The sequence below is a fragment of the Opitutus sp. sgz309028 genome, from assembly GCF_059821195.1.
Genome location: NZ_JCAMRR010000006.1, coordinates 35,846 through 58,307 on the forward strand (window position 1 = coordinate 35,846; position 22,462 = coordinate 58,307).

Consider the following 22,462-nt stretch of genomic DNA (forward strand, 5'->3'; position numbering starts at 1 on the left):
GCTGGCGCAAAAGATGGGCGCGAGCGGGAGGCGCCGCTAGTCGGCGATGGTTCGGTCAGTCCGACCGCGCGCGCGGGGATTGGTGCAATAAAAAAGGCCGGCGTGGTGACGCCGGCCTGCGCGGTCGAAGGTTGAGGACGATCGACCTTAGAAGTTATAGGTGAAGGACGCCTTCACGTTGAGCGGGTCGCCGACGAGCACGGCCGTGCGGCTGAGCGAGGCGAGGAGATAGTCCTTGTCGAAGACGTTGCTGACCTGCAGGCGGGCCGTCCATTGGTCGCGTTTGTAAGCGAACCCGACGTTCACGAGCGTGCGGCCATTGACATAGAATGAAGGCTGGTTCGGCACGAAGTTTCCGCCGGGGAGCGGCTTGGTCGTGGTGTAGCCCGTCGCGGAGTCGCCGGCGACTTCGCTCTTGTAGTCGACGCCGACGTTGACGCTGAAGCCGTGGAGCGCGCCTTCGGTAAAACGGTAATCGACGTAGATGGCGCCGGCGTGATCGGGCACGCCGCGGATCGGCACCTCGGTGATGGGCTGGCGCGCCTTGTAGGACGTGTAGTTGCCGATGAGCGTCAGGTTGCTGCTGAGCGCGTAAGTCGCCTCGAATTCCCAACCCTTGGAGGTGAGGTTGAGATACAGCGGATTCTGGAGCGCGGCGGCCTCGGCGAACTTGCCCAGGGCGACGAGCGAGTAGTATTCGCTGTTCGGGACGGCGTAGTTTTCCTGCTCGATGTTGAAGTAGGAGAACGAGCCGGTGAGCCGGCCGTCGAGCGTGGAGACCTTCACGCCGTATTCCTTCTGCGTGCCGGCGGCGACGCGGAAATTCGGCGCGTAGGTGCCGGGATTGAGCGAGCTCGGCATCGTGCCGCCACTGGTGTTGTAGCCGTAGAAGAGCGAGACGGGCTTGATCGGCTTGATGACGGCGCCGAAGGTCTTCGCGGTCGTCGACAGGTTGTAGCTCGGATAGGTCATCGCCGGCGCCAGGCCGGTCTGATCGATGCGGGACAGCTGGCCAAAGAAGCGGGAAACGCCGCCGGAGAGCTGCACGCGATCGCGCAGGAAGGAGGCATTCTCGTAGACGAAGAGCTGCAGGTCCTCCTGTTTGCCGGTGCGGTTGCCGCCGGTGTTCGTGAGGGCCGGCTCGAGGTATGTGAGGTGCGGGTAGGTGGCGCTGCCGAGCGCGTTGGCAGGCACGTCGGGCCGGGCCACGCCCTCGTAGGACTTGAACTGAACTTTCGAGAAGTTGCCCGCGAGGCCCGCAACGGTCGTGGACTTGACCAGGTCGGTGTCGAACTTGATCGCGTATTCGTTGCGCAGGTGCGCCTCCGAATACCACAAGTCGACGGCACCGTAGGTGCGCGAATAGACATAGCTGCCCGGATCGGGAATGGCCACGGGGGAGGAGGTGGCGACCGCGGTCGGACCGGTCTGATCGAGCGCCCAGATCACGCCCGGCTCATACTTGCCGGTGTTGGGATTGCGCGAGCCGAGGGTGCCTTTGATGGCCGCGCTGGTGCCGCCCTGATCCTCGCGGGTGACATGGTTGGCCATCAATTGCAGGCGCGACGACACATGGTCGCCGAGATCGGAGAACAGCTCCATCGTGATGCGCTCAGTGGCGCGGTGGCGCTGATCCCAGCGGTCATCGCCCGCGAACGACCAGTCCCGCGGCAGGCCTTTCGCGATCATCGCGGACGTGTCGGTGCCGACGCTCGGATCGAGGGGCAGGCCGCCGAGATTGGTCTCGCGGTTCTGCATGAACTCCGCCTTGACCACGAGCTTGTTGGTCGGCGTGAGCTGCCAGCTGAACGACGGCGCGATCATGTAGCCGCGGCGGAACTGGTTCCGGGCGTAGCCGTCGCTGTCCCAGTAGGCGAGCACGAGGCGGGCGGCCATTTTGTCGTTGAGCACACGATTCAGATCGGTGCTCAGGGCGTTGCTGAAATACTGGCCGAGCTGAAGGGTGGTCGAGGACTGGTCCTTCATGATCGGCGATTTCGTGATCGGATTCATCTGACCGCCGGGGCTGCCGCCGGGCACGAGGATCGCGTTGGGGCCTTTGATGATTTCGATGCGCTCGATGTTATAGGGCACGATCGACATGCTATAGCCGTCCTGGCCGGAGATCTCGGTGCCATCGATGAACTCGTGGGAGACCTGGAAGCCGCGGATCGTGTAACGATCGCCGCCGTAGGGCAGCGTCGATTCGCTGATCGGCGTCACATACTTCGCCGCGTCCAGCATGCGGAAGCTCATCGAGTCCTTCAGGAACTCGTTGGTGACGACCGACACCGTTTGCGGGATGTCCTGGATTGGCATCGCGACGCGCGAGGCGGACAGTGCCTGACCCGACTGATACGGGTTGGCGGCGGTTTCGGTGATGGTGAAAGTCGCGAGTCGCGTGACTTCCTCGTCGCCGGCCGCAGCGGCGGACGGCTGGGACTGGCTCCAGGCTGCGGTCGGCAGCGTGGCGGCCACTCCGGTGCATAACAATGCCAGGTGTTTGTGCAGGGGGTTCATAGGACGGAAAAGGGGACAACCGTGCCGTGGGACCGGCGCGAGACTGACCCAAACCCCCGCCCTTCGTCGCTGTAAAGCGAGCAGGACGCTCATGAAATAGCACAAAACGCTCACCGCCCTCCGGGGAACGGCCGCCGTCGCCGATCGACGCGTGCGCGTCACCAGGACACGGATACAGCGGACGGACGGCTCCGTCCGTCGTCGATCGCACCACGACCGGATCGCAGCGGATTCCAAGCCGACCTCGCTGCCGCGCGGGCGGTCATCGCTCAGCGGAAGCGGCGCGCTTCGGCCTCGATGTCGTCGACCAGCGCGTCGAAGCTCGTTTTGTTGAAGTTGTTTTCCAGCGCGTCCTTCCGGTCCTCGAGGTCCTTGACGCGCTGCTTCGCCGCGTCGCGGTCGACGCCGCTGGGCAGCTGATCCACCCGCGCGTCGAGCTGGTCGATCCGCGCCTCGGCGGCGTCGAGAGCGGACTTGGCTTCGTCCTTGTTGCGGTCGGTTGGCCGGGCCTTGTAATCGGTCAACTCGCGGGCGGCGGCGCGCATGCGATCGCCGGCGGCGGAGAGGTGCTCCTTCGCATCGCCCGCGGCAGCGCGGAGCTTGTCGTCGGCGTTGGCAAAGGTGCGTTTGGCCCAGGCGGCGAGGCGATTGGCTTCCTCGCGGACGTCGGCCTTGAGTTCCTCGTAGCGGGCCTTCACGTAGGTTTTGCGGAGCTCGTTGCGGCGGCTTTTGAGCGCTTCGAGACGCAGGCGGGCGGCGTCGCGCTCTTCGGCGGTGGGCGCGTTGTCGACGAGGGCGTCGAGCCGATCGATTTCGGCGTCGATGCCGTCGAGCGCGGCTTTGGCGGCGTCGCCTTTCACTTCGGAAACGGCGGCGTCGGCGCGTGCGGCGTTTTCGCCGGCGCGAAGCGCGGGCGAGAGGGCGAGCAAGCAGGAGGCGGAGACCAGCGGAAACAGGCGGATGAATTTCGTCTTCATGGGAACGGTGGGTTGGATTCGGACGCTCGCGCTGGCGGCGAACGCCGGGGCCACGCAATAGTCTGCCGGCGTGTGGCGACGGTTCCGGCGCTAAGGGGAAATGGGCGGAGTCTCTGAGGAAGTTTTCCGATGCGCGATCGGGCGGACGGAAAAAAGAAGAGGCGGGTCCGAAGACCCGCCCGAAGGGTGCCCCGGCGGGCGCCGCGGTCGGAAGGCGGGGATAGGAGACCCCGCCCTACATTAAACTCGCTCAGGCATCCGTGTTGTCGGCGGGGATGCGCATGCCGTAGAAGCTGCGATAGACGAAGGCGAGCGCGACGAGGAAGAAGACCGCGCCGATCGTGTGCTTCACGCTTTCGTTCGTCATCGTGACCGCGATCTCGACCGCGAGCAGGCCGAAGAGCGTGGTGAACTTGATCACGGGATTCATCGCGACCGACGACGTGTCCTTGAACGGATCGCCGACGGTGTCGCCGACGACCGTCGCCGCATGCAGGTCCGTGCCTTTCTGCCGGAGCTCGACCTCGACGATCTTCTTGGCGTTGTCCCACGCACCGCCGGCATTGGCCATGAAGATGGCCTGGAACAGCCCGAAGAAGGCGATGCCGATCAGGTATCCAATGAAGAAATACGCGTTGAAGAACGGCAGCGCGAGCGCGAGGCAGAACACCACGATGAAGATGTTCCACATGCCCTTCTGCGCATAGATCGTGCAGATGCGGACGACCTCCTTCGAGTCCTTCTCCGAGGCGATCGACGCGTCGAGCTTCATGTTCTCCTTGATGTAAACGACCGCGCGGTAGGCGCCGGTGACGACCGCCTGCGTGCTCGCGCCGGTGAACCAGTAGATGACGGCGCCACCCATGATCAGGCCGAGGATCACCTCGGGCTGGACGATCGAGAGCTTCGTGATCACGCCGCCGAACAGATTCTCGAGCAGGATGATGATGCCGAACACCATCGTCGTGGCGCCGACGACCGCCGTGCCGATCAGCACGGGTTTGGCGGTGGCCTTGAAGGTGTTGCCCGCGCCGTCGCCTTTCTCGAGCTGGTATTTGGCATTGGCGAAATCGGCCGTGAAGCCGAAGTCCCGTTCGATCTCGGCGCCGATGTTCGGGCGCCCCTCGATTTGCGAGAGCTCGTAGACAGACTGCGCGTTGTCAGTGACCGGTCCGTAACTGTCGACGGCGATCGTCACCGGTCCCATGCCGAGGAAACCGAAGGCGACCAGGCCGAACGCAAAGATCGGCGCCGCGAAGACGAACTTCTCCGGCATGATCGAGAGCAGGCCCGCGTTTTGGGAGAAGTGATACGAGATCCACATCAGCAGCATGATACACAGCCCCATCCAGAACGCGGAAAAGTTACCCGCGACGAAGCCTGAGAGGATGTTGAGCGACGCGCCGCCGTGGCGGGAGCAGTTCGTCACCTCCTTCACGTGGCGGGAATTCGTGCTGACGAAAACCTTCGTGAACTCCGGGATCAGCGCGCCGGCGATCGTGCCGCAGCTGATGATCACGGACAGCACCCACCAGAGGCTCGGATGAATCCCGGCTTGATGTGCGAGCAGGAAATAGCTCGCCGCAAACGTGATCGCGATCGACACCGCCGACGTGAGCCAGACCAGGTGCGTGAGCGGCGCCTCGAAATCGAAATCCTTCTGATGACCGTATTTCGCATGCGTGATGACCTGGTTGATCGAATACGACAGCAGCGAGGTCACGATCATCAGGGCGCGCATCGTGAAGAGCCAGATGATGAGGATCGCGCACACCGAAGCGTTGGCCGCGAGCGCCAGCGCGAGGAAGGCGACGAGCGCCACGCCTGTGACGCCATAGGTTTCGAAACCGTCCGCCGTCGGCCCGACCGAATCGCCGGCGTTGTCGCCGGTGCAGTCCGCGATGACACCCGGATTCTTCGGGTCATCTTCCGGCAGCTTGAACACGATCTTCATCAGGTCGGAGCCGATGTCGGCGATCTTGGTGAAGATGCCGCCGCAGATGCGGAGCGCGGAGGCGCCGAGCGATTCGCCGATCGCGAAACCGATGAAGCACGGCCCGACCAGATCCCGCGGCAGAAATACGAGAATGCTGATCATGAAGAACAGCTCCACGCAGACGAGCAGCAGGCCCACGCTCATGCCCGAGCGCAGCGGGATGCCGAGCGTCCGGAGGGCTTTGCCTTCAAGGGCGGAGAACGCGGTCCGTGAGTTGGCCACCGTATTGATCCGGATCCCGAACCACGCGACGCCGTAGCTGCCGAGAATGCCGAGCACCGAGCAGGCGAGCACCACGGAGACATGTCCGATCCCGCTGCTTTGCAGGCCGACGAAATAATAAACAATACACAGCGCGATCAGCACCCACAGGATCGCGAGAAACTTCCCTTGTTGGATGAGGTAGGTCTTGCACGTTTCCCAAATCATGTGGGAAACGCTGGCCATCGTCGGATGCACCGGTAGCGCCTTCGTCTGCCGGTATTGAATGAGGCCGAAGATCGCGCCCACGATGCAGAGCGCGAGGCCTATATACATGAGCGTGAGCCCGCTGGTGCCGCCAAGACCGTCGAAACTGACCTGGGTGAGGTCGGGGATTTTGATGTCCGCTTCGCTCGCGCGAGCGGTAGAAAGCAAGGACAGCGCCGCCGTGACGGCGCCCCGAATTACGAAGTGAGGTAGCTTCATAAGAGGGAGGGGTAGCGAGAAAGAACGGTGTGGGACGCGGCCCGTTGTGCCCGCGCAGCCCCCGGCTCGCGAGTCTATTCTCGCCAAACGCGCACTGGTAAAGTCTGCCTTATTCCATTCGGTAAAAGCCTTATGTAGGCGGCCGGCCCGGTTTTGCCGCGGCGTCGCCGAAGTTCTCCGTCACCGATCGGCAGAGCCCGATGAACGTCTCCTCGCCGAGCGGCAGCCGGCGTCCCCGTAAATGCGCGACGCCCCAGGTGCGCCGCAACCGCTTCCGCCCAAGCGGGAAATCCACCAGCGCCCCCGCCTCGAGTTCCGCCCGCGCGATCCACGGCGCCAATACGCCCACGCCTACGCCGATCTTCACGAGCTCCTTGATCGCATCCATGCTGCCCAGCTCGATGTAGTGGCCGAAGCTCACGTGCTCGGCGCGCAGATACTCGTTCACGAGCCGGAACGTGTAACTTGCCTTGTTATATAGAACGAGCGTCTCGGCTTCGAGCGTCTCGCGAATAAGGTGTCGTTCCTTCGCCCACGGGTGCAGCGGCGAGGTGAGGAAACGCAACTCGTCGGTGAACAGCGGCACGAACTCGAACTCGTTCGTCGTTTCCGGCTCGAGCATGATGGCAAGGTCGATCCGGTTCGCCTGCAGCAACTCCACTTGCTGCGCGTGGTCGCCCGGCTCCACCGTAATCACGCACTTTGGAAAACTTTGCTTGAACTCCCGCAACACCGTCGGGAGCAGATACTGGCACGCCGTGGTGCTTGCGCCGACGCGCAGCCGCCCATGGCCCCAGCGCGACAGCGCATCCAGCCCCGAGCGCGCTGCGTCCATCTCCCGCAGGATGCGCTCGGTGTGACGCAGGAACTGCTCGCCCGCCTGCGTGAGCAACACGCGCCGTCCAGCGCGATCGACCAGCCGGCTGCCGACCTCCTCTTCGAGCGCCTTGATCGCATGGCTGATCGCGCTCTGCGTGAGATAAAGCTCCTTCGCCGCACGCGTAAAACTCTGGCAGCGCGCCAGCGCGGAAAACGCGAGCAACTGCCGGCTGTCAAGCGGCCGGTTCATCGATGAAAGCCTTTCATCCGAGTCATGAAATCTTTGCTCAGCACTTATCGCGCCATGCGGGACGGCTGGCATGTCGGCGGCTAGAAGCGGCCGCAGATCATGACGCTTCCCGTGCCTTCCTTTCCCGCCGCCTCGTCCGCGCGTGCCCTGCGCCTCGGGTTTCTCGCGCTCACCGATGCCGCGCCGCTGGTCGTCGCGCAGGAGCGTGGCCTCTTTCGCCGGCACGGTCTGAAGGTCGTCCTCCAGCGCGAGGTCGGCTGGGCCACGATTCGCGACAAGATCATCTACGGCGAGCTCGAGGCCGCGCAGGCGCTCGCGCCGATGCTGTGGTCCGTCAACCTCGGTCTCGGCTGCGTGCCGACCGCGGCGAGCACCGCCTTCATTTTCAACCTGAACGGCAACGCGCTGACGCTTTCCAACGCGTTGCACGATGCGGGCGTGCGCGACGCCGCGAGCCTGCGCGATCTCGCCCGCGGGCGTCGCGGCGAGCGCCGCCTGACGCTCGGTGTCGTGTATCCGTTTTCCTCGCACCATCTCCATTTGCGGCAATGGCTCGCCGCGGCGGGCATCCAGCCCGACGCCGATGTCCGCATCGTCGTCGTCCCGCCCGCGCAGATGTTTCGCAACCTGCAGGCCGGCACCATCGACGGTTTCTGGGCCGGCGAACCGTGGAACTCGTTCGCCGTCCGCGCCGGGATCGCGTGGTGCCCGACGTGGAGCGGCGCGCAGTCGCCCGCTCACATCGAGAAAGTCCTGCTCGTCACCGAGCGTTTCGCGAGCGAACGCGCCGCCGAACACGTCGCGCTGGTGAACGCGCTCGACGAGGCGGCGCGCTGGTGCGACGTGCCGGAAAACCGTCCCGAGCTCGCGCAGCTGCTCAGCGCCGCGCGGTATCTGAATCTCCCCGCGCGCGTGATCGCGCCGGCACTCACCGGCGTCTTCGACTGCGGCCGCGGCCGGGTCGAGTCCGTGCCGGATTTCGTGATCTTTCATCGCGACCGGGCCAACCGGCCCACCGCGGACAAGGCGCTCGCGATTCAACGCGAGCTCGCCGACGCCAATCTGTTGCCGGCCGAAACGCCCGCCGATCTGCCCGCGCGGCTCTTTCGCGAAGACCGCTACGACGCCGCTCTTTCCCTTTCCGAACACCATGATTTCCTGCCTTCGCCCACCGTTCCGCAAGTGGCTTGATGCCGTTTGCGTTCTCGTCGTTCCCACCCTCGCGCTCCCGGTTCTGGCCAACGAGCCTGAGCGGCCCGATCTGAAATTCGGCTTCATCAAGCTCACCGATTGCGCACCGCTCGTCGTCGCCAAGGAGAAGGGCTTCTTCGAGGACGAGGGCCTGTATGTCACGCTCGAGGCGCAGGCGAATTGGAAGATCCTGCTCGACCGCGTGATCACCGGCGAACTCGACGGCGCGCACATGCTCGCCGGTCAGCCGCTCGCTGCGACGATCGGTTTCGGCACCAAGGCCCATGTCGTCACCGCCTTCTCCATGGATCTCAATGGCAACGGCATCACGCTCGCGAATTCCATCTGGGAGGAGATGCTCGCCGCAAGTCCTGCACTCGCAGCGACGCCGACGCCGCGTCCGGTGAAAGCCGACGCGCTGCGGCCGGTCGTCCAGCGCCTGAAATCCGCCGGCACGCCGCTCAAGCTGGGCATGGTGTTTCCCGTCTCCACGCACAATTACGAGCTGCGCTACTGGCTCGCCGCCGGCGGAATTCATCCCGGCTACTACACGCCGACGGACACCACCGGCACCGTCGACGGCGACGTGCTCATCTCCGTGACGCCGCCGCCGCAAATGCCCGCGACACTCGCGCAGGGCACAATCCAGGGCTACTGCGTCGGCGAACCGTGGAACCAGCAAGCCGTGATCCGCGGGATCGGCGTCGCGGTGATCACCGATTACGAGATCTGGAAAAACAATCCCGAGAAAGTTTTCGGCGTCACCGCCAACTGGGCCGCCAGGTATCCGCACACGCACGTCGCCGTGGTGAAGGCGCTCATCCGCGCCGCGCAGTGGCTCGACGCCAGCCCGCAGAACCGCGTCGAAGCCTGCCGCCTGCTCTCGCGTCCGGAGTATGTCGGCGCCGACTACCAGGTCATCGCCAACAGCATGACCGGCACCTGGCAGTATACGGCCGACGACACGCGGCCGCTGCCGGACTTCAACGTCTTCTTTCGCCACCACGCGACGTATCCATTCTATAGCGACGCGATCTGGTATCTCACGCAGATGCGGCGCTGGGGCCAGATCGGCGAGGCCAGGCCCGATGCGTGGTATCGCGAAACGGCTGAGTCTGTTTACAAACCCGATATCTACCGCACCGCCGCGCAGGCGCTCATCGCCGAGGGAAAACATTTCCCGGCCGACGTGCCGGAAACCGACGGCTACCGCGCACCGACGGACGAATTTATTGACGGCGTCCGCTATGACGGCCGCGAACCCAACGCCTATCTCCGCCGGCTCGCGATCGGTCGCAAGGACTGACGCGCCCCGCCGCCACAACCTGTGAACGCATGAACATATCCCCTTCGTTTTCTTCCAAGTTCGACGGTGCCCTGCGCGCCGTCCTCCGTAACGTCGGCATTCCCGCGCTCTCGCTCGCCGTGTTTCTCGGCTTCTGGTCGCTCGCGTCGCGCAACATCCAGGTGAGTTTCGGTTCGCTGCCGGGACCGGCCGCCGTGGCGAAGGAGCTCGGCAATCTCTGGCAGGAGCATCGCGCCGAGGGCGTGCGCGAGCGCGAGTTCTACGCGCGTCAGGCCGAACGCAAGGCCGCGTTTCTCGCGAAGAATCCGCAGGGCGAATGGAAGGAGCGCCAATATGCGTTTCGGCCCACCTTCTTTCGGCAGATTCTCACGAGTCTTCAAACCGTGTTCACCGGGTTTGTGATCGCGTCGTTGATCGCCGTGCCGCTCGGAATCGTGTGCGGGTTGAGCAAGTCGCTGAACCTCGCGTTCAATCCGTTCATCCAGCTTTTCAAACCGGTCTCGCCGCTCGCCTGGCTGCCGATCGTGATGATCCTCGTCAGCGCGCTCTACAATCCGCCGGAGCCGCTGTTCGAAAAGGCGTTTCTCAGTTCCGCGATCACTGTCGCGCTGTGCTCGCTCTGGCCGACGTTGATCAACACCGCCGTCGGCGTCGCGTCGATCGACCAGGATTATCTCAACGTCGCGCGGGTGCTCCGGCTCGGCTGGTTCGCGCAGGTCTGGAAGATCGTGCTGCCCGCCGCGCTGCCGATGATCTTCACCGGCCTGCGGCTCTCGCTCGGCGTGGGCTGGATGGTGCTGATCGCGGCCGAGATGCTCGCGCAGAATCCGGGACTCGGGAAATTCGTGTGGGATATGTTTCAGAACGGCAGCAGCCAGACGCTCGCGCAGATCATGGTCGCGGTGTTCGCGATCGGCCTGATCGGTTTCGCGCTCGATCGCGCGATGCTCTCGCTGCAACGCGCCGTGAGTTTCGGCGCGCCGGCTCGCTGAACCTCCCGCCATGAGCTCCACTCCTGTGATCGAACTGCGCGGCGCGACGAAGGGCTTTGGCCCCGCCGCTAATCGCACCGAGGTGCTCGGCCGGCTGGACCTCCAGCTCCACCCGGGCGAATTCCTCGCGATCGTCGGCTTTTCCGGCAGCGGCAAGACGACATTGATCAACCTGCTCGCCGGCCTCGCGCGGCCTGACACCGGCGAGGCGCTGCTCGACGGGAAACCGATACCCGCCGCCGGTCCCGATCGCGCGCTGGTGTTTCAAAATTATTCGCTGCTGCCGTGGCTCACCGTCCACGGCAACGTCGCGCTCGCGGTCGATCGCGTGTTCCCGCACCTCGACACCGCGCAGCGGCGCGCGCAGGTCGAGAAGTTCATCGCGATGGTGAACCTCACGCCCGCGCGCGACAAACGCCCGCGGCAGCTTTCCGGCGGCATGCGGCAGCGCGTCGCGGTCGCCCGCGCGCTCGCGATGGATCCGCGCGTGCTGCTGCTCGACGAACCGCTCGGCGCGCTCGATGCGCTCACGCGCGCGACGCTGCAGGACGAGATTTCGCGCATCTGGCAGGACCAGCGGAAAAGCGTCGTGCTGATTACCAACGACCCCGACGAAGCCATTCTGCTCGCCGATCGCGTCGTGCCGCTGAGCGCCGGTCCCGCCGCGACGCTCGGACCTTCGTTCAACATCGATCTGCCGCGTCCGCGCGACCGCCAGTCGCTGAATCACGACCCGCATTTTAAGCGCCTGCGCAAGGACATCCTCGACTGGCTGCTCGCGTCGGCCGGCCGCAAATCCGCGTCGTCGCAGCGCACGTTGCGACTCCCCGCGTTGATCCCGGAAAACCTCGATCACGTCACCTGGATCGACCGCGCTTTTCCCGGCCGGCCCGCGCGGCGGCGCGGCGAGTTGCAGCACGAAACCGTGGAAACCTCCCGCTCATGAGCGCCTTTCTCGACATTTCTTTCATCACGAAAACCTTCGACGGTCCGAGCGGCCCGGTGTCGGTCGTGCGCGACTTCGATCTGAAAGTGCGCAAGGGCGAATTCATCGCGCTGATCGGTCACTCCGGCTGCGGCAAATCCACGGTGTTGTCGATGGTCGCGGGCCTGACCGCGCCGACGATCGGCGGCATCGTGCTCGACGGACGCGAGGTGACCGAGGCCGGCCCGGATCGCGGCGTCGTGTTTCAAGCGCCATGCCTGCTGCCGTGGCGCACCGCGTATCAAAACGTGCGACTCGGCGTCGACCAGGTGTTCTTCACCGCCTCGAAGGCGGATCGTCACGACCTGACGGAATATTATCTGGCGCGCGTGGGTCTTGCGGACGCGATGCACAAGCGCCCGGCCGAACTTTCCCAGGGCATGCGGCAACGCGTCGGCATCGCGCGGGCGTTTGCGCTCGGGCCGAAGATGCTGCTGCTCGACGAGCCGTTCGGAATGCTCGATTCGCTCACGCGTTTCGAACTGCAAAGCGTGCTCCTCGATCTCTGGCAACGCGACCAGAAGACTGCGCTCATGGTGACGCATGACGTCGACGAAGCGCTCTATCTGGCGGACCGCGTCGTAATGATGACGAACGGTCCGGAGGCGCAGGTGGGCGAGATCGTGGAGATTCCGTTTGCGCGGCCGCGCGACCGCGGCGCGCTGCTCGAGGATCCGCGCTACTACGAGCTGCGCGAGCAGCTTATGGGCTTCCTCAATCATCGGTCGCATCTCAAACCGGCCCGGCCGGACGCGCCCGCCGCGCCGAAGCCGCGGCCCGGAAAGCGGTTGTTTTCGCTCGTCTGAGCGCGAGGCGCCTTTGCCGTCCCGATCCGTGTTGCTCCCGCGACACGTGGCCGCTGCTTTTGTCCTGACCGTTCTGATACCAAGCCATGAAGACCAACCGTAATGTGATCATCGTTCTGGGCGCGCTTGCTGCCTGGAGTTTCAGCGTTCCGGCGTATGCCGCCGACGCCGCCGCTTCCGCCGATTCGATCGGCGAAGCCTTTGGCCAGGGAAAGGTGTCGATCAATGTCCGCGCCCGCTACGAGGGCGTCGACCAAACGGGTCTGCGTGACGCCGAGGCCTACACCGTCCGCACACGTCTCGGCTTCACCACCGCGCCGATCAACGGATTCAAGGCGATGATCGAAGCCGAGGACGTCACCGCGATCGACGGCGACCGCTATTCGCAGGCCGGACTCAACCCGGGCGGCGCCGGCCGCGCCGTGGTCGCCGATCCCGAGAGCACCGAAATCAACCAGGCCTGGCTCGCGTATGCGACGGGCCAGACCGCGCTTACCGCCGGCCGGCAGCGGCTCGTGCTCGATAACGCGCGCTTCGTGGGCGACGTCGGCTGGCGGCAGAACACACAGACCTTCGACGCGGTGACTGTCACCGACAAAACCTTCGAGTCGCTGACGCTCACCTACGGTTATCTTTACCGGATCAATCGCGTGTTCTCGCACCGGCACGCGCAAGGCCGCTGGGACAGCGATTCGCATGTGTTGAACGCGAGCTACGCGGGGCTGCCGTTTGGCACGCTGACGGGCTATGCGTATCTGCTCGATTTCGACAACGCCGCGACCAACAGCAGCGCGACCGTTGGCGCCAGCCTCACGGGCACGCCGGCGATCGCGGACGGCGTGAAGTTGTCCTACCGCGCCGAATACGCGACGCAGTCCGACTACGGCTCGAATCCGCAGGATTACCGCAACGACTACTATGCGCTCGAACTCGGCGCGCTCGCGAAGCCCGGCGGGCTGTCGCTCGGCTACGAGGTGCTCGGCACCGACAACAATGTCGGCTTCAAGACGCCCCTTGCCACGCTGCACGCGTTCAACGGCTGGGCGGACGTGTTTCTCACGACGCCCGGCGGCGGCTTGCGCGATCGCTACGTGAAGGCCTCGACCACGCTGCCGGAGGGCATCGCGCTGCTGGTGTTTTACCACCAGTTCGAAACCGACACCGGCGTCGATCTGGGCGAAGAGTGGGACGTGCAGGTGTCGCGCAAGTTCGGGAAGTATTTCACGGGCGTCGTGAAGTATGCGGACTTCGCGCGCGACAGCCTCACCGTGCCGGACGTGCGGAAGCTCTGGGTGCAGGTCGAGTTCAACTTCTAAACCTGAGGGAAAACGCGTTGCGTCGCGGATGAACGGTTTTCATCCGAGAGATTAAAACAATTCAGCGCGTTGATCGGTCGGGCGGCGGGCCGTGGCACATGCGGTGCTGAACTGCGGGTTAGATTCCCGTGGCAACCGCAGACCCGATCAACGCTTCCGACGCGCCCTTCACCGCGGCGCAAAAAGAATACCTCCAAGGCTTCATGGCGGGAGTGGCCGCGAGCGGACTCGTGCCGTTTGTCGGTCACACTGCCGGCGGGCTGATCGCCGCGGAGGCGGGCGCGGCGCCGCAGAATCTCGCGGCCGCGCCGGCGGAGGACACGGTTCACGGCACGCCGCTCGGCGATCTCTGTCGCGAGGAACGCTGGAAATACGACGAGAATCCGCTCGACGCCTGGGAACGGCTCGTGCGCCACGCCGAGGAAAACCAGATCCCCGACGTCGAGCACACGTATCGGTTCAAGACCTTCGGTCTCTTCTACGTCGCGCCGGCGCAAGACAGTTTCATGATCCGGCTGCGCGTGCCGGCGTGTGAATTGAGCGCGGTGCAGTTGCACGGGCTCGCCGATCTCGCGCACGAACTCGGCGGCGGCTACGCGCACATCACCACGCGCGGGAATCTGCAGATTCGCGAGTTCAAGCCTCGCGACATCGTGAAGGTCTTGATGCGCGTGCAGGAGTTCGGACTCACCTCGCGCGGCGCCGGCGCCGATAATATCCGCAACATCACCGCTTCGCCGAACAGCGGTTTCGATCCGACCGAGCTGATCGACGTGCGGCCGTTCGCGAAAGCGCTGCACCATTACATTCTCAACCACCGCGACCTCTACGGCCTGCCGCGGAAGTTCAACGTCGCCTTCGACAATGGCGGCAGCATCTCCGTCGCCGCCGACACGAACGACATCGGTTTCGTGGCCGTGCGGGTAACGGAGAAATCGCTCGCGTCATGCATGGCGGCGCCTGACGGCGCCGGCGGGCCGAATGACGCGGGCTCGCCGCTGAGCCCGACGGGGACGTCGGGTTCCACCGTGGTGCCGGGAGTCTATTTTCGCGTCCAACTCGGCGGGATCACCGGCCACGGCGATTTCGCGCGCGACACCGGACTTCTGGTCAAACCCGGCGAAGCGGTCGCCGTCTCCGCCGCGATGATACGCGTGTTTGCCGAAAACGGCGATCGCACGAATCGGAAGAAGGCGCGCCTGAAATACCTGCTCGAGCAGTGGGGCGTGGAGAAGTTTCTCGACGAAACGCAGAAGCGCCTGGCGTTTCCGCTGATGCGACTGCCCCTGGCGGCCTGCGAACCGCGTCCGCCGGTGGTGAAACACGGCTGGCTCGGTGCGGCGCGTCAGGCACAGCCGGGCCTCAACTCCATTGGGCTGGGCGTGCCGGTCGGACGGATGAATGCGCGGCAGATGCACGCGCTCGCCGATCTCGCGACGAACTACGGTCGTGGCGAGCTGCGGCTGACGGTGTGGCAAGGCGTGATCGTGCCGCACGTGCCTGACGCGTTCGTCGACACCTTGAAGCGCGCCGCCGCGCGGCTCGGATTTTTTCACGAAGCGTCCGCCGCGGCCGGCGGGATCATCGCCTGCACGGGCAGCCGCGGCTGCAAATATGCGAGCGCCGACACGAAGGCTCACGCGGTGTCGCTGCTGAAGCATCTCGGGAATCGCGCGCTGCTCGAGTCGCCGGTGAACGTTCATTTCACGGGCTGTCCACACTCGTGCGCGCAGCATTACTGCGGCGACGTGGGTTTCGTCGCCGTGAGGCTGTCCGACGGCAGCGAGGGCTATCACGTCGTTCTCGGCGGCGGCATGGATCACGAGCAGGGCATCGCACGTGAACTGTTTCGCGGCGTGCGCGCCAGCGAGATCAACGCCCTCGTCGAGCAGTTTCTGCGTCGGTTCACGGCCGAGCGTCAGCCGGGCGAAACCTTCGTCGCCTGGGCCCGCCGCCACTCGCTCAAGGAGCTCCAGGAAAAATTCAGCCAATGAACGATGTCATGACTGCGATTCCTTTCATTCCCGACAGCGCGCCGTTTTCCACCGAGCAGCGCGCGTGGCTCAACGGCTTTCTCGCCGGTATCTTCTCGCGTCAGCAGCATCCCGCGGCCGCCACGACGCCGCCGTCGCTAACGCCGCTCACGATCCTCTTCGGTTCGCAGACCGGCACGGCTGAAAGTCTCGCCAAGCGCGCGGCGAAAGAGGCCGGCAAACGCAACTTCGCCGCGACGGTGCTCGACATGGCGCAGACCGATCTCGCGAAACTCGCCGGCGAGAAAAACCTGCTCGTGATCACGAGCACCTATGGCGATGGCGAACCGCCCGACAACGCACGCGCGCTCCACGCCGCGCTCGCGGCAGCCGCCCCGCGGACGCTCGCGGGCGTGCGCTTCGCGGTTTGCGGCCTCGGCGACACGAACTACACGCGGTTCTGCCAATGTGCCCAGGATTTCGATACACGGCTCGAACGTTGCGGCGCGTCGCGGGCGGCGCCGCGGGTCGATTGCGATCTGGACTACGAAGAGAAGTTCGCGGGTTGGCTGAACGCGGCGCTGAGTGCGTTCGCTGCGGGCGCCGCGGAGATTGGGCCAGGCGCGGCGCCGCAGGTGGACGTTGCGAGCGAGACGGCGGCGAAGGCCGTGCCGGCCGGACACTCGCGCGCGAATCCGTTTCCCGCGTTGCTGTTGACGTCGCGCAACCTGAACGCTCCCGGCTCGGCGAAACAGGTGCATCACGTGGAGTTCGACCTCGCCGGCTCCGGCCTGGTTTACGAAGCGGGCGACGCGCTCGGCGTCTACGCGCAGAACTGTCCGGAGCTGGTGCATGACGTGTTGACGGTGCTGGGCTGCGACGGCGAAGAGGCGGTGCCGGCGCCGGACGGCAGCAGCCTGCCGCTGCGGCGGGCGCTGGCGGAGTTTTACGATTTGGGAAAACCGACACCCGAACTGCTGGCGTTGCTGACGGTGCCGACGGCTGCGGGGGCGGCGATCGCAACAGCCACTCCGCTCGTGATGCATCACGTGATCGACGTGATTGCCACCGCGGCGACGAAGCCGGATCCGGCGGAGTTCGTGCGCGCGTTGAAGAAACTGCAGCCTCGGTTGTATTCGATCTCGTCCTCGCCGCGCGCGCATGCCGGCCAGGTGCACCTCACCGTCGGCGCGGTGCGCTACGAAAAGGACGGACGGCGCCGCAAGGGCGTGTGCTCGACGTTTCTCGCCGACCGGGCGCAACCGGGAGCGACTCGCGTCGGCGTGTTCGTTCACGCCAACAAGGCCTTTCGTCCGCCGCCGAGCGGCGACACGCCGATGATCATGGTCGGGCCCGGGACGGGGATCGCGCCGTTCCGCGGATTTCTGCACGAGCGGCGCGCGAGCGGTGCGCGAGGGAGAAACTGGTTGTTCTTCGGCGATCAACGCGCGACGACGGATTTCCTGTATCGCGAGGAGCTCGGCGAGCTGAGGCGCGAGGGCGTGTTGTCGCGCTTGGACACGGCGTTTTCGCGCGACCAGATGGAGAAGATCTACGTGCAACAGCGGATGCTGGAAAACGCATCCGAGCTCTACGCGTGGCTCGAGGCGGGCGCGCACTTTTACGTGTGCGGCGATGCGAGCCGGATGGCGAAGGACGTCGACGCGGCATTGCATCGCGCGATCGAACTCGGCGGCGGAAAAACCGCGGAGCAAGCGGCCGACTATGTCGCGCGCCTGCGGACCGCGAAACGTTACGCGCGCGACGTGTATTGAGCCCATGGTGGCCTCGCGCGACAATTTCCCGCTGCTGCGCGAACTGCTCGCGGAACAGCAGCAGCTGGCCACACCGGTGGCGCGTTTCTCCGCGGCGCACGCTTCGGCGGCGCCGGCGTTGGAGCCGGTTTATCGCGACTTGATTCCGCTGACGGCGCCGAAACCCGGCGAGCAGTTCGCGTTCGAGGTGGACCTCGACGCGTGCACGGGTTGCAAGGCGTGCGTGTCGGCCTGCCACGCGCTCAACGGACTCGACGACACGGAAACGTGGCGCGACGTCGGGCTGCTGGTGGGCGGGGCGGACCGGGCGCCGTTTCAGCAAACCGTGACGACCGCGTGCCATCATTGCGCCGATCCCGGCTGTTTGAACGGTTGTCCGGTGCTCGCTTACGAAAAGGACCCGGTGACCGGCATCGTGCGGCACTTGGACGATCAGTGCATCGGCTGCCAATATTGCGTGCTCAAATGCCCGTATGACGTTCCCAAATACAACGCCCGTCTCGGCATCGTGCGGAAGTGCGACCTGTGCCACGGGCGCCTGGCCGCCGGGGAGGCGCCGGCGTGCGTGCAGGCGTGTCCCACGCACGCGATCCGGATCGTCACCGTGCCGATCGCGATTCCGCGCGCGGCGGGGGACGCCGCCGGCGATTTTCTACCGGCCGCGCCCGCGCCGGAGTATACGCGACCGACGACGCGCTATGTTTCGCGCCGCCCGTTGCCGGAAAACGTCCGCGCCGCCGACGCGAGCGCGTTGCGCGTGCAACCCGCGCACTGGCCGCTCGTCGGAACCCTCACGCTCGTGCCCTTCGCCGTCGGCTGCTTCGCCGCCGCGGCGGCGGTTTCCTTCCGCGGAGCGGGAGAGGAAAGTGTCAAACATTATATGACACTTTCAGGAGCCGTCGCGGGAGTGATGGGGGTGGCGGTGAGTGTGGGGCATTTGGGGCAGCCGGGGCGGGCGTGGCGGGTGTTTTTAGGGTGGCGGCGGAGCTGGTTGAGTCGCGAAGCGATGGTGTTCGGCGCGTGGTTGCCGCTGGCGATCGCGACGTGGTGGTGGCCGGCGCTGGCGGGCCCAGCCGCCGCGGTCGGAGCGGCGGGGCTCGTGTGCTCGGCGATGATTTATGCCGATACGCGGCGTGCGTTTTGGGCGGCGGGCTTCGGGCTCACCAAGATTCTCGGCACGGCTGTCGTGTTCGGCGCGGGCGTGGTGTGGTTGGCGGAAATGTCTGTGGCGGCGGCGACCGTGATGGCGGCGGGTGTGGTGGCGAAGCTGGCCTGCGATGCCCGCGTGTTGCGGACGTTGGACGGAGTCGACGAGGACGCGCCGGCAGCCGGACTCGTGGCATCGGCGCGATTGTTGAAAGGACCGCTGTGGCGTGTGTTCGCGTTGCGCGGAATCTCGGGCGTGAGCGGTGGAATGCTTTTGCCGATGGCGGCGCGCATGGACGGTGCGCCGGGTTGGCTGCCATGGCTCGCGATGGCGCTGCTGGCGGCGGGGGAGCTCGTGGAACGTTATCTGTTTTTCCGCGCGGTCGATGCGCCGAAGATGCCGGGGGTGGTGACGTGAGCGCGTTGGAGGAATGGCTGCGCGCGGCGACGGGACCGATGACGTCGGAGCTGGTGCAGCGGCCCGGCGATTTCGGACTCGGGCGCGTGCCGGCGCGGCTGAAACCGGTCGGGACCACGACGAGCGTCTGCGGGTTTTGCAGCACGGGCTGCGGTTTGAAGCTTCACCTCGATGCGGAAGGGCGGGCCATCAACCTCTCGGCGGATCCGGCGTACCCGGTGAATCTCGGAATGGCCTGTCCGAAAGGCTGGGAGGCGTTGACGCCGCTGTCGGCGCCGGACCGAGCGACGACTCCGTTGTTGCGCAATCGCGCGACCGGCAAGCTGGAACCGGTGTCGTGGCCGGTGGCGCTGGAAGCGTTTGTGAACGGGTTTCGCGGGATCCAGGCCCGGCACGGCGCGGCGGCGGTGTCGTTTCTCAGCACGGGTCAGATCGTGACCGAGGAAATGGCGCTGCTCGGCGCGCTGGCGAAGTTCGGCATGGGGATGCGTCATGTAGATTCGAATACGCGGCAGTGCATGGCGACGTCGCATGTCGCCTACAAACAGTCGTTCGGGTTCGATGCGCCGCCGTTCAGTTATCGCGATTTCGAGGAGGGCGACGCGCTGATCTTCATCGGGGCGAATCCCTGCATCGCGCATCCGATCATGTGGCAGCGGGTGATGATGAACCGGCGTAATCCGGAGATCGTCGTCGTCGATCCGCGGCGGACGGAGACGGCGATGGCGGCGACGCTGCATGTGGCGCTGCGGCCGAAAAGCGATCTCGTGCTGCTGTATGGACTGGCGAACGCGTTGATCGCGCGTGGCGCGGTGAAGACGAAATTCGTGGCGGCGCACACAGAAAACTTCGAGGCGTTTGCCGCGTTCGTCACGGCGTTCACGCCGGAGCGCACCGTGGCGGAGACGGGCGTGGCGCGGGAGACGTTCGAGCGCCTCGTGGCGATCGTGGCGGAGCGGGAGCGGGTGTCGTTCTGGTGGACGATGGGAGTGAACCAGAGTCACGAGGCGACCCGCACGGCGCAGGCGATCATCAATCTGGCGCTGATGACGGGAAACCTCGGCCGGCCCGGCACGGGGGCGAACTCGATCACCGGGCAGTGCAATGCGATGGGTTCGCGGCTGTTTGGAAATGCGACGTCGTTATTGGGCGGATACGATTTTGGCCGTGGGGAGCATCGCGCGCACGTGGCGCGCATTTTGGAGATCGATGCGGCGGCGATCCCGGAGGCGCCGGGATTGGCCTACGATCAAATCCTCGACGCGATCGACCGCAGGGAGATTCGTGGATTATGGGTGATTGCGACGAACACGGCGCATTCGTGGGTGAATCAGGGGCGTTTCGCGGAGCTGCGCGCGAAGCTCGAGTTTCTGGTCGTGCAGGACCTGTATGTGACGACGGAAACGGCGCGGCAGGCGGATCTCGTTCTACCGGCGGCGGGGTGGGGCGAGAAGGACGGCATGATGATCAACAGCGAGCGGCGGCTGGGCGTGGTGCGGAAAGTGGCACGCGCGCCGGGCGAGGCGTTGAGCGATTTCGCGATTTTCAAGCTGGTCGCGGAGGCGTGGGGGTGCGGGGACATGTTTCGCGCGTGGCGGTCGCCAGAGGCGGTGTTTCAGATTTTGAAAGAGCTGTCGCGCGGGCAGCCGTGCGACTTCAGCGGGATTCCGGATTACGCGGCGATCGAGCGCGCGGGCGGGTTGCAGTGGCCGTTTGCGGCGGCAGAAGCGGAGGCGTGGGCGAAAGGCGACACCGTCGCGTGGCGGGATCGGCGGCTGTTTGCGGACGGGAAATTTTTCACGGCGAACGGGCGCGCGCGGTTTTGTTTCGACGAACCGCGGCCGCTGCCGGAGCCGCCGGATCGGGAGTATCCGTTTCTGTTGCTGACGGGCCGGGGCTCGTCGGCGCAGTGGCACACGGGTTCGCGCACGGACAAGAGCGCGGTATTGCGCAAGCTGGCGCCGACGCGGCTGTATGTGGAAGTGCACCCGGCGGATGCGGCGCGGATCGGCGTGGGCGCCGGTGAGGCCGTGCGCGTGAGCTCGCGGCGCGGGAGCTGCGTCGCGGTCGCCTTCGTCACACCCACGGTGCGACGCGGCGAGGTGTTTTTACCGATGCATTTCGCGCAGGTGAACCGGCTGACGTTTCCTGCGGTGGACCCGCATTCGCGTCAACCGGCCTACAAGGCCGCCGCGGTGCGGCTCGAGCGCTGTCATGATGACGATTGAGCACATCTACCTCGCCGCGGGGCACAGCTATTTCGGCCGGCACGGTCAGGGCGCGGCGGTGCATCCGATCGTGGAGGTGAGCGCCGTCGCATGCGTCGCCGGACGGGGGCTGCGCGGAGATCGATTTTTTGGATACAAGGAAAATTACAAGGGCCAGGTGACGCTGTTTGCCGCGGAGATTTTCGAAGCGATGTGTCGCGAGCTTGATCTTCCGAACGCGAGTCCTGCGGCGTTGCGGCGGAACCTGCTCGTGCGCGGCGCGGACCTGGGCGCGCTGATCGGGGCGGAGTTCGAAGTGCAGGGCGTGCGGCTGGCGGGCGTGGAGGAGTGCCGGCCGTGTTACTGGATGGACACGGCGCTCGGTCGGGGCGCGGAGTCGTGGTTGAAAGGCCGCGGCGGGTTGCGCTGTCGGATTCTGAGCGACGGCTGGCTGCGGCGTGAGGCAGGGGTGAGCGGCGCATGGAAACACGAGAGCACCAACCAGAGGTGATTGCGGGTGGAACGCTCGCGGGCGCGGTGCTCGCGGGCGGAGAGTCGCGCCGAATGGGCACGGACAAGGCGCACGTGCGCATCGGTCGCGAAGTCTTGTGGCGGCGGCAGGTGCGAACGTTGCGCGCCGCGGGCGTGAACGCGATCGCGGTGGTGCGCCGGCCGGAACAGGCGCGGTTGCAGGCGGGCACGCGGACGCTGACGGATCTTTTTTCGGGCGTGGGTCCGCTGGCGGGAGTTCACGTTGCGCTCGCGGCGTTTGCCGGCGCGTCGCATGTGGCGGTGTTGGCGGTGGACATGCCGCGGCTGGAGCCGGAGTGGTTTCGATGGTTGGGGGCGCGATGCGCGACGGGCATCGGGGCGGTGACGCGGACGCGTCGCGGTTACGAGCCGCTGGTGACGATCTATCCGGTCGAGGCGGAGAGGATCGCGCGCCGGCGGCTCGAAGCGGGACGCGGATCGCTGCAGGATTTTGTGGCGGAGCTGGTGCGGGCGCGGCGCCTGCGGGTACTCACGGTCGAGCCGGACAGGATTTTGCAACTGGCGAACTGGAACTCGCCGGAAGATCGCAGGTAGGCCGTTTGGGTC

General features: G+C 65.7%; 16 protein-coding genes. 12 read left to right on the forward strand and 4 right to left on the reverse strand.

Annotation, left to right across the window (positions count from 1 at the left end; translation table 11 throughout):
• Positions 1–147: 147 nt before the first annotated feature.
• From AC6RV7_RS19540 to AC6RV7_RS19555, 4 genes are all read right to left on the reverse strand, one after another.
• Positions 148–2,520 carry a TonB-dependent siderophore receptor gene (locus tag AC6RV7_RS19540; protein ID WP_500095882.1) on the reverse strand — a complete coding sequence of 791 codons (2,373 nt, stop codon included), beginning with the start codon at positions 2,518–2,520 and terminating at the stop codon, positions 148–150.
• Between the two features lie 269 nt (positions 2,521–2,789).
• Positions 2,790–3,497, reverse strand: a complete 708-nt coding sequence (locus AC6RV7_RS19545; protein ID WP_500095883.1) for a hypothetical protein — start codon at positions 3,495–3,497, stop codon at positions 2,790–2,792.
• Between the two features lie 250 nt (positions 3,498–3,747).
• Positions 3,748–6,180, reverse strand: coding sequence for a sodium-translocating pyrophosphatase (locus AC6RV7_RS19550; RefSeq protein ID WP_500095884.1), 2,433 nt, complete (start codon positions 6,178–6,180; stop codon positions 3,748–3,750).
• A 130-nt stretch (positions 6,181–6,310) separates the two neighbouring features.
• Positions 6,311–7,249 (reverse strand): LysR family transcriptional regulator, encoded by a 939-nt coding sequence (locus AC6RV7_RS19555; RefSeq protein WP_500095885.1) that lies wholly within the window; start codon positions 7,247–7,249, stop codon positions 6,311–6,313.
• Between the two features lie 111 nt (positions 7,250–7,360).
• On the opposite strand from AC6RV7_RS19555, the gene AC6RV7_RS19560 reads away from it, so the two are divergent.
• From AC6RV7_RS19560 to AC6RV7_RS19615, 12 genes are all read left to right on the forward strand, one after another.
• Positions 7,361–8,440, forward strand: coding sequence for a CmpA/NrtA family ABC transporter substrate-binding protein (locus tag AC6RV7_RS19560; RefSeq protein ID WP_500095886.1), 1,080 nt, complete (start codon positions 7,361–7,363; stop codon positions 8,438–8,440).
• On the forward strand, positions 8,400–9,746 hold the full coding sequence (locus AC6RV7_RS19565) for a CmpA/NrtA family ABC transporter substrate-binding protein (protein ID WP_500095887.1): 1,347 nt from the start codon (positions 8,400–8,402) through the stop codon (positions 9,744–9,746). The genes AC6RV7_RS19560 and AC6RV7_RS19565 overlap by 41 nt, the downstream gene beginning before the upstream one ends.
• Positions 9,747–9,775: 29 nt before the next feature.
• Positions 9,776–10,738: an ABC transporter permease gene (locus AC6RV7_RS19570; protein WP_500095888.1), complete on the forward strand. Its 963-nt coding sequence runs from the start codon at positions 9,776–9,778 to the stop codon at positions 10,736–10,738.
• A 10-nt stretch (positions 10,739–10,748) separates the two neighbouring features.
• Positions 10,749–11,684 (forward strand): ABC transporter ATP-binding protein, encoded by a 936-nt coding sequence (locus AC6RV7_RS19575; protein WP_500095889.1) that lies wholly within the window; start codon positions 10,749–10,751, stop codon positions 11,682–11,684.
• Complete coding sequence (locus tag AC6RV7_RS19580) at positions 11,681–12,529, forward strand: ABC transporter ATP-binding protein (protein WP_500095890.1); 849 nt, start codon at positions 11,681–11,683, stop codon at positions 12,527–12,529. The genes AC6RV7_RS19575 and AC6RV7_RS19580 overlap by 4 nt, the downstream gene beginning before the upstream one ends.
• A gap of 86 nt (positions 12,530–12,615) precedes the next feature.
• Complete coding sequence (locus tag AC6RV7_RS19585; protein WP_500095891.1) at positions 12,616–13,845, forward strand: alginate export family protein; 1,230 nt, start codon at positions 12,616–12,618, stop codon at positions 13,843–13,845.
• A 128-nt stretch (positions 13,846–13,973) separates the two neighbouring features.
• The gene (locus AC6RV7_RS19590; RefSeq protein ID WP_500095892.1) at positions 13,974–15,839 is read left to right on the forward strand and encodes a NirA family protein; all 1,866 of its coding nucleotides are present in this window, start codon (positions 13,974–13,976) and stop codon (positions 15,837–15,839) included.
• Positions 15,840–15,847: 8 nt separating this feature from the next.
• On the forward strand, positions 15,848–17,593 hold the full coding sequence (locus AC6RV7_RS19595) for a sulfite reductase subunit alpha (RefSeq protein WP_500095893.1): 1,746 nt from the start codon (positions 15,848–15,850) through the stop codon (positions 17,591–17,593).
• Positions 17,594–17,597: 4 nt separating this feature from the next.
• Positions 17,598–19,157, forward strand: a complete 1,560-nt coding sequence (locus AC6RV7_RS19600) for a DmsC/YnfH family molybdoenzyme membrane anchor subunit (RefSeq protein WP_500095894.1) — start codon at positions 17,598–17,600, stop codon at positions 19,155–19,157.
• 38 nt (positions 19,158–19,195) lie between these two features.
• On the forward strand, positions 19,196–21,385 hold the full coding sequence (locus AC6RV7_RS19605) for a molybdopterin oxidoreductase family protein (RefSeq protein WP_500096001.1): 2,190 nt from the start codon (positions 19,196–19,198) through the stop codon (positions 21,383–21,385).
• Entirely contained in the window at positions 21,372–21,875 is a 504-nt protein-coding gene (locus AC6RV7_RS19610) for an MOSC domain-containing protein (protein ID WP_500095895.1), read from the forward strand. The genes AC6RV7_RS19605 and AC6RV7_RS19610 overlap by 14 nt, the downstream gene beginning before the upstream one ends.
• The gene (locus AC6RV7_RS19615) at positions 21,845–22,450 is read left to right on the forward strand and encodes a molybdenum cofactor guanylyltransferase (RefSeq protein WP_500095896.1); all 606 of its coding nucleotides are present in this window, start codon (positions 21,845–21,847) and stop codon (positions 22,448–22,450) included. Before AC6RV7_RS19610 ends, AC6RV7_RS19615 begins: the two co-directional genes overlap by 31 nt.
• Positions 22,451–22,462 lie beyond the last annotated feature (12 nt).